Source organism: Azospirillum sp., from assembly GCF_035627195.1.
Classification (GTDB): domain Bacteria; phylum Pseudomonadota; class Alphaproteobacteria; order Azospirillales; family Azospirillaceae; genus Azospirillum.
This window is the reverse complement of the sequence record NZ_DASPMG010000454.1, coordinates 1-12,013: the sequence shown is the minus strand read 5'-3', so window position 1 is coordinate 12,013 and position 12,013 is coordinate 1. Positions and strand designations below refer to the sequence as shown.

At 69.9% G+C, this 12,013-nt stretch carries 12 protein-coding genes; 8 read left to right on the top strand and 4 right to left on the bottom strand.

What is annotated here, in order from left to right:
• The coding region (locus VED21_RS38805) for a hypothetical protein (RefSeq protein ID WP_324891884.1) at positions 1 to 288 on the top strand (288 nt) is incomplete at its 5' end.
• Between the two features lie 23 nt (positions 289 to 311).
• Positions 312 to 779 carry a DUF411 domain-containing protein gene (locus tag VED21_RS38800; RefSeq protein ID WP_324891882.1) on the top strand — a complete coding sequence of 156 codons (468 nt, stop codon included), beginning with the start codon at positions 312 to 314 and terminating at the stop codon, positions 777 to 779.
• A gap of 234 nt (positions 780 to 1,013) precedes the next feature.
• Here the strand turns inward: VED21_RS38800 and VED21_RS38795 are convergent, their stop codons facing one another.
• Positions 1,014 to 1,346, bottom strand: a complete 333-nt coding sequence (locus tag VED21_RS38795) for a cytochrome c (protein WP_324891880.1) — start codon at positions 1,344 to 1,346, stop codon at positions 1,014 to 1,016.
• 72 nt (positions 1,347 to 1,418) lie between these two features.
• Positions 1,419 to 2,675, bottom strand: coding sequence for a PQQ-dependent sugar dehydrogenase (locus tag VED21_RS38790; RefSeq protein WP_324891878.1), 1,257 nt, complete (start codon positions 2,673 to 2,675; stop codon positions 1,419 to 1,421).
• Between the two features lie 361 nt (positions 2,676 to 3,036).
• Here VED21_RS38790 and VED21_RS38785 point away from each other — a divergent pair, with 361 nt between their 5' ends.
• The 4 genes from VED21_RS38785 to VED21_RS38770 all read left to right on the top strand — a co-directional run bounded on the left by VED21_RS38785 (position 3,037) and on the right by VED21_RS38770 (position 5,983).
• Positions 3,037 to 3,381 carry a hypothetical protein gene (locus VED21_RS38785; RefSeq protein ID WP_324891876.1) on the top strand — a complete coding sequence of 115 codons (345 nt, stop codon included), beginning with the start codon at positions 3,037 to 3,039 and terminating at the stop codon, positions 3,379 to 3,381.
• 81 nt (positions 3,382 to 3,462) lie between these two features.
• Positions 3,463 to 4,101, top strand: coding sequence for a hypothetical protein (locus VED21_RS38780; protein WP_324891874.1), 639 nt, complete (start codon positions 3,463 to 3,465; stop codon positions 4,099 to 4,101).
• Between the two features lie 15 nt (positions 4,102 to 4,116).
• The gene (locus tag VED21_RS38775) at positions 4,117 to 5,781 is read left to right on the top strand and encodes a cbb3-type cytochrome c oxidase subunit I (RefSeq protein WP_324891872.1); all 1,665 of its coding nucleotides are present in this window, start codon (positions 4,117 to 4,119) and stop codon (positions 5,779 to 5,781) included.
• A gap of 16 nt (positions 5,782 to 5,797) precedes the next feature.
• The gene (locus VED21_RS38770) at positions 5,798 to 5,983 is read left to right on the top strand and encodes a hypothetical protein (protein WP_324891870.1); all 186 of its coding nucleotides are present in this window, start codon (positions 5,798 to 5,800) and stop codon (positions 5,981 to 5,983) included.
• A 65-nt stretch (positions 5,984 to 6,048) separates the two neighbouring features.
• Here VED21_RS38770 and VED21_RS38765 read toward each other — a convergent pair whose 3' ends face one another.
• On the bottom strand, positions 6,049 to 8,034 hold the full coding sequence (locus tag VED21_RS38765; RefSeq protein WP_324891868.1) for a methyl-accepting chemotaxis protein: 1,986 nt from the start codon (positions 8,032 to 8,034) through the stop codon (positions 6,049 to 6,051).
• 259 nt (positions 8,035 to 8,293) lie between these two features.
• A complete protein-coding gene (locus tag VED21_RS38760) occupies positions 8,294 to 8,500 on the bottom strand; it encodes a hypothetical protein (RefSeq protein WP_324891865.1) in 207 nt (68 codons plus the stop codon).
• A gap of 306 nt (positions 8,501 to 8,806) precedes the next feature.
• Between VED21_RS38760 and urtA the strand changes: the two genes are divergently transcribed.
• Positions 8,807 to 10,102: an urea ABC transporter substrate-binding protein gene (gene urtA / locus VED21_RS38755; RefSeq protein WP_414638405.1), complete on the top strand. Its 1,296-nt coding sequence runs from the start codon at positions 8,807 to 8,809 to the stop codon at positions 10,100 to 10,102.
• 140 nt (positions 10,103 to 10,242) lie between these two features.
• Positions 10,243 to 11,859, top strand: a complete 1,617-nt coding sequence (gene urtB / locus VED21_RS38750; protein WP_324891863.1) for an urea ABC transporter permease subunit UrtB — start codon at positions 10,243 to 10,245, stop codon at positions 11,857 to 11,859.
• Positions 11,860 to 12,013 lie beyond the last annotated feature (154 nt).

Below are 12,013 nucleotides of genomic sequence, written 5' to 3'. Positions count from 1 at the left end.
GCCGGACCGTATCACGCCGAACTGGTGTTGAAGGGCAACGACGTCGTGCTCTACGTCACCGACGCCGCCGACAAGCCGGTGGACGTGACCGGCGCCAAGGCCGAGGCAACCATCCTAGCCAACCGCCAGACCCAGAAGGTGGCGCTGGAGCCCGCGGGCGCCAACGCGCTGAAGGGGCAGGCGAACCTGGGCGGCGCGCACGACAGCGTCAAGGTGGTGACCGCGCTGACCATGCCCGGCCAGAAGCCGGTGCAGGCGCGGTTCGACATGGGCCACAGCGGCCACTGAAGCCAAAGAACGGGAGTTTCCCCATGAAGACCCTGTCCAGAAGATCCGTCGTCGCGGGGGGCCTCGGCGTCCTGCTGGTTGCCGGCGCCCTGGTCGGCGCGACGGCCTTCACCACGCCCGCCTCCGCGCAGCAGGTCGAGGTGTGGAAGTCGCCCACCTGCGGCTGCTGCGAGGGCTGGGTGAAGCACATGCAGTCCTCCGGCTTCTCGCTGAAGGTCCACACCATCGACGACGTCGACCCGGTGAAGGCCGCCAACGGCGTGCCGGACAACCTGATGTCCTGCCACACGGCGGTCGTCGACGGCTACGTCATCGAGGGGCACGTGCCGGCCGGCGACGTCCGGCGGCTGCTGTCCGAACGCCCGCGGGCCAAGGGTCTGTCCGCCCCCGGCATGCCGCAGTCCGCCCCGGGCATGGACAACCCCGGCCAGCCGTACGACGTGATTCTGTTCGGCGCGCCGGACGGCAACAAGGTCTACGCCCGGCATTGAGGGTGCGTACGTCAAAAGCCCCTCTCCCTCTACGGGAGAGGGGTTGGGGAGAGGGTGGTTACGGGCGGACGCCCGGAAGAAAGACTCTCTTCCGCCCTTCCGGGCGTAAATCCCCCTCTCCCCATCCCCTCCCGCGCTCTCAGCGGATCCAAAGGATCCGCCTGTCGCGGCAGCCGGATCAAAGATCCGGCGAGAGCAAGGGGGGAGGGGCAAAAAGGCAGCGGAAGCTCCTGCCTACTCCGCCACCGTCACCTTGATCTGGCCGTAGAAGGCGGCGAGGTTGCGGATGTCGTCGTCGTTCAGGCTCTTGGCGACGACGGTCATCTGCTCGTGCCGGCGGGTGCCGTCGCGGAAGGCCTTCAGCTGCGCCACGACGTAGGCCTCGTTCTGGCCGGCGAGGTTCGGCACGCCCGGCGCGGTCGTTATGCCCTGGCGGCCGTGGCAGGTCTGGCACATCATGGCCTTGGCTTGGCCCGCCTTGGGGTCCCCCTGAGCGTGGGCGGGCAGGGCGAGGAGAAGCAGCCCGGCGGCGGCCGGCAGGGCCGCTGCGGCAACGCGGTGGATCATGTCGGCTCCCGCTTCGGATGGCCGCGGGACGATGCCCCGCCCCGCGGCCAAGCCTCTCAGTTGGCGCTGCCCTCAATTGGCGCTGTAGGAGATGCGGTAGATCGCACCGGCGAGGTCGTCGGAGACGAGCAGGGAACCGTCGAGGTACTGCACGACGTCCACCGGCCGGCCCAGGTATTCGCCGGTCCCGTCGTTCAGCCAGCCTTCGGCGAACACCTCCGGCTTGCCGTTGGTGCCGTCGGGCTTCACCTCGGTGAACATGATGCGCGCCCCCACCGGCTTGGTGCGGTTCCAGGAGCCGTGCTGGGCGCTGAAGATGCCGTTGCGGTACTTCGTCGGGAACTGGCTGCCCGAGTAGAAGGTCATGCCCAGGTCGGCGGCGTGCGCCGGCATTTCCACCGCCGGGGCGACGGCGTCCTTCGGCGGTTCGGAATCCTTGTATTCGGCCGTGCGGACCATGCCGCCGCCGTACCAGGGGAAGCCGAAGTGCTGGCCCGCCCTGGTCGTGCGGTTCAACTCGCCTGGCGGGATGTCGTCGCCCATGCCGTCCACTTGGTTGTCGGTGAACCACAACTCGCCGTTGGCCGGGTTGAAGTCCATGCCGACGGAATTGCGGATGCCGCGGGCGAAGACCTCGCGACTCTTGCCGTTGCGCTCCATGCGGACGATGCCGCCGATGCCCTGCTCGTTGTAGAGCGTCAGCTTGCCCTTGTCGGGCACGTTGTAGGGCTGGCCCAGCGAGACGTAGAGCTTGTTGTCCGGCCCGATGCGGCAGACGCGCGCCCCGTGGTTGAAGGATTCCTCCTCCGACGGGATCAGCGACTGCGCCACCACCTCCACCGCCACGTCCGGGCTTTCGTAGAAGAACTCGGCGGCCGGGAAGACCATGACGCGGTTGTGCTCGGCCAGGTACAGGAAGCCGTCCTTGCTCATGCACGGGCCGTTCGGGACCTTGAAGTCGATGGACGGCGCGAAGCGCTTGACCTCGTCGCCGACGCGGTCGCGGTCGCGGTCGGTCACCGCCCAGACGTCGGCCTTGCGCGTGCCGACGAACACCACGCCGACGTTGGGACCGACCGCCATGTGGCGGGCGTCCGGCACGATGGCGTAGAGGTCGATCTTGAAGCCGGCCGGCAGCTTGACCTTCTTCAGGTTCTCGCGGATCTGCGCGGCGCGGGCGCCGCCCTGGTCCACCGTCTGGATGCGCAGCGAGGCGCCGGTGGACTTGAAATCCTGGAGCTTGCCGAGGTTGTCGGCGCCCGCCGACGACGCCAGCGCCGTCAGCGCGGTGGCGCCGAGCACCATGGACACCCAATGCTTGGCCTTCATTTTCCCTCCCATGGTCCGCCTGCGCAGGCACGGGATGCGCCGTTCCATGGGAGTCGATCGCGGCGGCGAAGGATCCGCGGAGCGGCGACGGGTGCTGCGTTTGGCCCTTTTTGGTTCGGCCGTCCTGACCGGCCGCGTTTTCCAGCCTGCCGCGCCCCTTGGGATTTGCGGTGCGCGGGCACGCCAGGTGAAATGGTTTCGCAGCATCAAGGTAAAGCTCAAGGCGCTCTTTCGAGGTAGGCCGATGGAAGCGCCGCGGGGACTTCGGTTGACGCGAGTCAATGCCCGGTCCTAGGATCGGGCTTAACGTCGTCGCCAGCCCAGCGGACAGCCGCCGGGCGTTGCGTGGTCCTCGGCAGGCATGAAGCGGTTTGGCCACATCGTCGCCGTCCTGGCGTTCGCCTTCGCGCTCGTGATGGGCGCGGCGGGCGGAGCCATGGCGCACGCCGGTCCCGATCACGGCGCGATGGACCACCACGGCTCGCACCACGCCCCCGCGCCTCCGCACGGCGATTCACACGGCGACCCGAACAGGGCCGCCCTGACCGTCGTGGCGCCGTGCTGCCCGGCGGCCGAGGCGCCGGCCGGCAGCATCGTCACCGTGGCGGTGACGATGGCCCGGGCGGTCTGGCACCCCCGCCCCGAATACACTCCCGGCGCCCGCGACATCGCGCCGGAGCCGCCCCCGCCCAAGACCAGCCTCTGATCGGCCGGGTCCGCCGACGCGCCGCGTCGGACGCCCGGCCTTGCGCGCGTTTCCGACCCACGCGATCAGAGGATCCTCGCCATGCCCGAGCACAGGCATATCACGACCCGTCGCGGCTTCATCGCCGCGCTGGGCTTCGGCGCCGTCTCCCTGTACGGCGCCTGGGCGGCCTATGGCGCCGCCCCGCTTCCCTTCGGCGGCCGTGGCAAGGCCGCCGCCGAGCCGCAGGCCGCCAACCCGCATGCCGACGCTGCGGACAGCGGCGGCCACGGCGCGTCCGCCGGCATGCCGCCGGAGGAGTTCCGGTTCGAGCACGAGTACTTCGTGCAGAAGCACGCCCAGCCGGACGGCAGCGTCGCCCCGGCGGCGGAAGGCCACGCGCACGCCGGCGGCGGCCACGACCACGAGGACGGCCAGGGCCACGGACCGGAAGGCGAGCCGGTCGACGTCTACCTGCTGGCGCAGAAGTTCGCCTACAGCCCGGACGTGCTGCGCCTGCGGGCCGGCGTGCCCTACCGCTTCCGCATGATGGCGGAGGACATCACGCACGGCGCCTCCATCCACCTGGGGGCCGCCAGCCGCATCATCCGCCTGCGCCCCAACGTGGTGAGCGAGCAGACGGTCACCTTCACCAGGCCCGGCGAGTATCTCGTCTACTGCACCGTCTATTGCGGCCAAGCGCACGACGCGATGCAGGGCCGCATCGTCGTCGCCGCCTGACGGGGGGAGGGAACCATGAGCACACGCACGTCATCCCTCACCGCCCGCGTCGCCGCCCTGCCGTCCGCCGACAAGGCGCTGCTGGCCGTGCTGTCCGGCGCGGCGCTGCTGGCGCTGGCGCTGGGCCTCGCCGGCGGGTTCGTCACGGCGCTCGCCCGCGCCGGCGCGCTCACCTTCTTCCCAGACGACGCGTACCGGCTGCTGACGCTGCACGGCGTGTCGGTCTTCTTCTACTGGCTCTACCTGATCCAGGCGGCGCTGCTGCTGGTGCTGTCGGCCGCCGAGAACGGCCGGGGGCTGGCACTGCGTCCGCTGGCGTGGCTGGGGGCCGCGCTGATGCTGGCCGGCTTCGCCGTCAGCGAGTGGATCTCGGCCACCGGCACGCCGCTGCTCTACGACGGCAGCCCGGAACTGGCGATGGACGACCCGCGCTCGGTCGGGTTCTTCGCGCTGGGGTACCTGCTGCTGGCCGCCGGCCTGACGGCGTCCGCCGGCAGCGGCATCGCCACGGTGCTGCAGCCGCGCCTACGCGGCGAGGCGGAGGAGTTCACCTCCGTCGGGTTCGCGCTGTTCGCCTGGGCCGGTTTCCTGGTGGTCAGCGCCATCGCCGCCGCCAACGCCTTCCTGCCCGGCGTGCTGTGGGCGGTGGGCGCCGGGCCGTTCCCGGCGGACCACGGCACGGAGTGGCACATCCTGTTCCACAACCTGCACTACCTGCCGCTGATGGCGACGGTGCTGGTGTGGTACGTGCTGACCGAACACCTGACCGGCGTCACCTCGATCCACGGCGCCCGGCTGTCCAAGGCGGTGTTCGCCGCCTACCTCGTCTTCGTGCCGCCGACCAGCCTCTACCACATGTTCCTGGAGCCCGGCCTGTCGGAGAGCGTGCGGGTGGTGGGCTCGCTGTTGTCGCTGTTCGTCTCGGTGCCGACGCTGGCGGCCTTCGCCATTATCGTCTCCTCGCTGGAGGCGAGCGCGCGGGCGCGCGGCGCCACCGGCCTGTTCGGCTGGATGCGCGGCCTGCCGTGGCGCAACCCGGCCATGGCGAACATGGGCTGGGCGGCGGTGAACATGATGCTGGGCATCACCTTCGCCTTCGTCCTGATCCAGGAGAGGCTGGCGCCGATGCTGTCGGACACCTTCTTCGTGCCCGGCTACTTCCACTTCTTCGCCGTCGGCGTGCTGACGCAGACCTTCCTGGCGGCGCTGATGGTCATTCTGCCGGCCCTGCGCGGCGGGGCGCTGTGGCGCCCGGCGTTGCTGGCGCGGATGCCGGCGTTCGTCACGCTGGGGCTGCTGGTGTTCGGGGCGGCGGGCATCGCGGCGGGCGTCATGGGCGTGCCGCGCCGGGTGTTCGACGTCGCCTACGGCGGGCAGGCGCCGGCGGCGTGGCCGGTGCTGATGGCGCTGGTCGGCGTCGGCGCCACGGTCTTCGCCGCGGCCATCTCGGTCACCGCCTGGGGCGTCGTCCGCACGCTGCTGTCGTGGCGCCGGTCGGAGATCGTGCCGCCGGTCACCGACCTGCGCGCGGGTCCGCGCGGCGTCGGCGCGGCGCCGGCCTGGACGGGGCCGGTGTCGGTCGCGGCGCTGGTGGCGGCCATGTACGTCTTCACCATCGCCGCCTTCCAGGTGATCCAGTCCCTGCCCATCGTCGCCCTTGGCGGCGGCCACGGCCATTGAGAGCGGGAGAGCCGTCATGAAGAACGACGAACTGTGGCTGACGCTGGCCATCGCCGCGGTGTGGGCGGCGCTGGCGGCGGTCTACGCGCTGGTGCCCAGCCTGGGCATGCCCGGCTACGTCCGGGTGTGGGGCGGGGGAGCGGCGCTGTTCCTGGTGCTGGCCGGCCTGCTGGCGGCCGTCGCCCGGCGGGCGCGGCGCTGACGCTGATACCGTCTGGCCGCGCCGGCGCGAAGCGCGGCGCGGCCCGACGTGCTGTGATGTTCGCCTTACGCCGCCACAGGCGACAGGCGGCGGATGAGGGTCTGGAGGGAGGCCCGCGTCGGGCCGCCGACGTCGCGGAAGCTGACGTGCAGGCGTTGCGCGCCGCTGGAGCGCACCTCGAACGCCACCTCGATGCCGTGGCTGGGTACCGACAGGGTGCCGCGCTGCCCGTCCGCGAGGTTCGGGCCGCCCACGATGGTGGCGCCGCCCTCGGAGATGTCCTGCAACCTGGCCTTGCAGTCGCCGCCGCCCGCCCGGACGATGCAGTCGGAATCGCAGCGGTAGCGCATCGCCATGCGGCGGTCGGCGTCCTTGGTGGAGGTGCGCACGACGCGCACCAGCACCTGCCGCAGCGCCTGGATGCTGCCCGCCACCTCGTCGGAGTTGGCGTGCACCTCGGTGGCCTGCCCGCGCGTCTCGTCGGCATCGCGGGAGACGGAGGCGATCAGCGACGACACCTCCTGCGCGGCAGCGCTCGTCTCGGCGACGTTGCGGCTGATTTCCTGCGTGGCGGCGGCCTGCTCCTCCATCGCCGCGGCGATGGAGGCGGAGATGTGGTCGATGTCGCCGATGGTCCGGCCGATGCCGGACACGGCCGCCACCGCCTCGCGCGTCGCCGCCTGGATCTCGCCGATCTGGCGGGTGATCTCCTCGGTCGAGCGGGCGGTCTGGTTGGCGAGGTTCTTCACCTCCGACGCCACGACGGCGAAGCCCTTGCCGGCTTCGCCCGCGCGCGCCGCCTCGATGGTCGCGTTCAGCGCCAGCAGGTTGGTCTGCCCGGCGATGTCGGCGATCAGCTTGGCGACGTCGCCGATGCGCCCCACCGTGTCCGACAGGGTCTGGATGGCGGTTTCCGTGCGCTTGCTGTCCTCCACCGCGATGGCCGTGACGGACCCGGCGTGCGACACCTGGGAGGTGATCTCGCGAATCGAGGCCGCCAGCTCCTCGGTGGCCGCGGCGACGGCCTGGGCGTTGGCCAGCGCCTGTTCGGCCGCCGCCGCCACGCCCTGGGAGTTCTGGCTGACCCGGTCGGCCGAGCCGGCCATCAGGTCGGCGCCCTGCGCCATGGCGCTGGTCCGCGACGCCACCTGGTTGACGGCGTCACCGGCCTCGCGCTCCACCGTCTCGGCCATTTCCAGGAGTGCGCGGCGGCGATCCTCGTGGGCGCGGCGTTCCTGCTCGGCGCGTTCCTGAACGGCGTAGCCCAGCTTGGCCTTCATGGCGCGCAGCAGCGCGCCCAGGCGGCGATACTCCGGTGCGGCGGGCGTCTCGATCTCGTGCAGGTAATCGTTGCGGGCGATGGCGTCGAAATGCGCCTCGAAGCGCAGCAGCGGCCGCTTGACCGTGCCCAGCACCAGCATCGACAGCGCGGCGGCCAGCACCGCCGAACCGGCGGTGACGGCGATGGCCGCCAGCGGGTTCGAATCGCCCCACGCGGCCCAGCCGGCGCCCGTGGCCAGGAGGGCCATCAGCGCGAAGGAGCCGGCGACGCGCCCGGTCACGCTGGCCGCCAGATCGGCCAGCCGGTGCACCAGCCCGGAGTGCACGACCACGCCTTCCTTAACCGTCAGGTGGTTGGCCTTGCCGGTGCGGAACAGCTCGTACACCCGCTCGGCCTCCGCCACCTGGGCGCGCGACGGCTTGGAACGGATGGAGATGTAGCCGGTGACGGCGCCGTTCTCGACCAGCGGCGTGACGTTGGCGCGCACCCAGTAGTGGTCGCCGCTCTTCGAGCGGTTCTTCACCAGCCCTTCCCACGGGCGGCCGGCCTTGATGGTTTCCCACAGGTCGGCGAAGGCGCCGGCCGGCATGTGCGGATGGCGGACGAGGTTGTGGGGTGCGCCCAGCAACTCCTGCTCGGAGAAGCCGCTGATGTCCACGAAGGCTTTGTTGACGAACGTAATTTTGCCCTTCGGGTCGGTGCGGGAGACGAGGAGGGTGCCGTCTTCCAGAAGGACTTCGCGGTTGGTGATGGGCCCGGTGTCGCGCATTTTTTCGGTTCTCTCGTCCGATATCCGTCCGTGCCTGCACAATACGGCATCCGTATTATGACGAAGAGACTAAAATAATGATAAATTGTCGCATACGTGTTTTCCCGTAGGCCTGGACAGGCGTGTCGCCCCGCCGGGCCCGGCGGACGTGCCTGTACTTCAACGGGGGCAGCGACGTTGGGTTTTCGCTGCGCTCAACCCAACCTACGACGGGCCGGTAGGTTGGGTTGAGCGCAGCGAAAACCCAACGTCGGACGCTTCAGCGGCAGCGGTCGTACAGCGCCACGTAGCCGCCGATGGCGACGCCGAGGCCGACCAGCGTGGTCAGGCCGCGCAGCGGCGGCACGAACAGCGACAGGAAAGCCGCCAGCCCGCCCGCCAGCAGCATGATCCAGGCGAGCGTCGTGCAGCTCAACCGCGTACGGCGCGGCGGCTGCGGGCGGCGGAAGTGGTGCAGTTCGGCCATGGTCCGTTCCTGGGCGTGAAGCTGTCTGGCGATGGGCTGTCTGACTATGGGGGGAGGGCGGCGGCAGGGCAAGGCGGTTGCGGCCGCGCTCCCGCCGGTTTGGCCCTGCCTGCCTGCACAGCATCGCGGCATTGCCTAAAAATGCGCCTTGCATGCAATTGTGATCAAAATGCAGGCAATGGTGCGGGTGCAAAGCAATCGAGCGTCTTTGGAAATCCCCCGTTTCGCCACGGTCGTCCGTTTGGCATCGGGCTTGCGAAGGAGGTGCCCGTCCTGACCTAACCCGTTGAATGGGGAGCGTAGAGCATGAGCATGAAGGCGCTGGGGCTGAAGGGGTGGGCGCTTGGCGGCGCGCTGGCCGCCGGCCTGTTTGCCGGTACGGCCGCGAAGGCGGCGGAGCCGATCAAGATCGGCGTCCTCCACTCGCTGTCGGGCACGATGGCGATCAGCGAGACGACGCTGAAGGACACCGTCCTGATGATGGTGGACGACATCAACAAGAAGGGCGGCCTGCTCGGCCGCAAGGTCGAGGCGGTCGTCGTCGACCCGGCGTCCAACTGGCCGCTGTTCGCCGAGAAGGCGCGCGAGCTGCTGGCCAAGGAAAAGGTCTCGGTCGTGTTCGGCTGCTGGACCTCGGTCAGCCGCAAGTCGGTCCTGCCGGTGTTCGAGGAGCTGAACGGCCTGCTGTTCTACCCCGTGCAGTACGAGGGCGAGGAGTCCTCGCGCAACGTGTTCTACACCGGTGCGGCGCCGAACCAGCAGGCGATCCCGGCCGTCGACTACCTGATGAGCAAGGACGGCGGCGAGGCCAAGCGCTGGGTGCTGGCCGGCACCGACTACGTCTACCCGCGCACCACCAACAAGATCCTTGAGGCGTACCTGATTTCGAAGGGCGTGCCCAAGGACGACATCATGATCAACTACACGCCGTTCGGCCATGCCGACTGGCAGACGATCGTCGCGGACATCAAGAAGTTCGCCTCGGCCGGCAAGAAGACGGCGGTGGTCTCCACCATCAACGGCGACGCCAACGTTCCCTTCTACAAGGAGCTGGCGAACCAGGGCATCAAGGCCACCGACATCCCGGTCGTCGCCTTCTCGGTCGGCGAGGAAGAGCTGGCCGGCATCGACACCAAGAACCTCGTCGGGCATCTGGCCGCCTGGAACTACTTCCAGTCGGTGGATTCGGCCGAGAACGACGGCTTCATCAAGCAGTGGAAGACGTTCATCAAGAACGACAAGCGCGTGACCAACGACCCCATGGAGGCCACCTACATCGGCTTCAAGATGTGGTCGCAGGCGGTCATGCAGGCCGGCTCGACGGACGTCGACGCCGTGCGTCAGGCCATGTACGGCCAGAAGGTGCGCTCGCCGTCGGGCTACGACATCGCGATGAACACCAACCACCACCTGTCCAAGCCGGTCATGATCGGCGAGATCCAGGGCAACGGCCAGTTCCAGATCGTCTGGCAGACCAAGGGCCCGATCAAGGCCGACGCGTGGTCCCCGTTCATCCCGGAATCGGCCAAGCTGACCGCCGACTGGACCTTCCCCTGGGTCTGCGGCAACTGCACCGAGCCGAAGTTCGCGAAGATGAAGTAAGGGCGCCGTCCCCTCTCCCCCCTGGGGAGAGGGTGGCCGCCGAAGGCGGCCGGGTGAGGGTGGTGCAAGGATCCTTGCGCTACCCCCACCCCGGCCCTCCCCCGGGGCGGGGGAGGGAGGAAAACGGGGAGGTTTCCGAAATGCCATTCGTCCGCTGGTTCGCGGCGCTGGGGCTTGCGCTGGCGCTGTTGAGCGCCCCGGCCCGTGCTGATGACGCCGCCTTCGCGCAGGCGCTGTCCGGCCTCGCCGCCGACGGCTTCGCCGAGAAGGCCGCCGCTGCCGACCGCCTTGCCGCCACCGGCGACGCGCGGGCGCTGCCCGTGCTCCAGGCGATGGCCGAGGGCACGCTGTTCGTCCGCAAGGACGACGGCAAGCTGGTGCTGGGCGCCGTCCAGGGCCGCGAGGTCACCATGACCGACCCGCTGACCGGGCAGGTCCTGGGCACCGCCGCCAGCCGCGACCTGACCAAGATCACCGTGAACAACGCGCTGCGCTCCGCGCTGGCATCCGCCATGGGCACGCTGGAGATCGCCTCGCCCGACCCCGCGCGCCGCCGCGCCGCGGTGGAGAGCATGGCCCGCGACAGCTCGCCCGAAACCGTCGCCCGCCTGCGCGCCGCGCTGGAACGCGAGAGCGATCCGGGCATCAAGGCCGCCATGACGCAGATCCTGGCCCGCCTGTCGCTGGCCCACACCGACCCCGTGGCGCGCCTCAAGGCCATCCAGGAGCTGTCCGGCACCCTGACGCCGGAGGTCCGCGCCCTGGTCGCCCCGCTGACCAAGGACGGCGAGGCGGTGGTGCGCGAGGCGGCCGAGACCCTGGTCGCCGCCATCGACCGCCGGCAGATGGTCGTCGACGTCACGCTCAACCTTTTCCAGGGGCTCAGCCTCGGTTCCGTGCTGCTGCTGGCGGCCGTGGGGCTGGCCATCACCTTCGGCGTGATGGGCGTCATCAACATGGCGCACGGCGAGATGATCATGCTGGGCGCCTACACCGCCTTCGTGGTGCAGGAGGCGTTCCGCGCCTGGCTGCCGCCGGGGTTCGTCGGCGCCTACCTGATCGTCTCCATCCCCGCCGCCTTCCTGGTGGCCGGCGCCGTCGGCGTGGCGCTGGAGCGCGGCGTCATCCGCTTCCTCTACGGCCGCCCGCTGGAGACGATGCTCGCCACCTGGGGCATCTCGCTGATGTTGCAGCAGGTCGTGCGCTCGATCTTCGGCGCGCCGAACAAGGAGGTCGCCAACCCCGCCTGGATGACGGGGGCGTGGGAGGCGATGCCGGGGCTGGTGCTGACCTGGAACCGCATCGCCATCATCCTCTTCGCGCTCGCCGTCATCGCCGCCGTGGCCGCCGCGCTGCGCTACACCAGCTTCGGGCTGCAGATGCGCGCGGTGACGCAGAACCGCCCGATGGCGTCCGCCATGGGCATCCGCACGGGCTGGGTGGACGCGCTGACCTTCGGCCTGGGTTCCGGCATCGCCGGGGTGGCGGGCGTGGCGCTGTCCCAGGTGGGCAACGTCAGCCCGAACCTGGGCCAGGGCTACATCGTCGACAGCTTCATGGTGGTGGTGTTCGGCGGCGTGGGCAGCCTGTGGGGCGTGCTCGCCGGAGCGCTCAGCCTGGGCGTCGTCAACAAGATCCTGGAACCCTACGCCGGCGCCATGCTCGGAAAGATCCTGGTGCTGGTCTTCATCATCCTGTTCATCCAGAAGCGCCCGCGCGGCCTGTTCGCGCTCAAGGGCCGGGCGGTCGAGGCATGATCGTGCGCGCGGCCTCACATCTCGTCATTGCGAGGAGCAAAGCGACGAAGCAATCCAGTCTTCGTAAAGATTCTGGATTGCTTCGCTTCGCTCGCAATGACGAGCACTAATGAGCGTCGCATTAGCCGTCCTCCGGCGCTTTCGCCTTAAACCT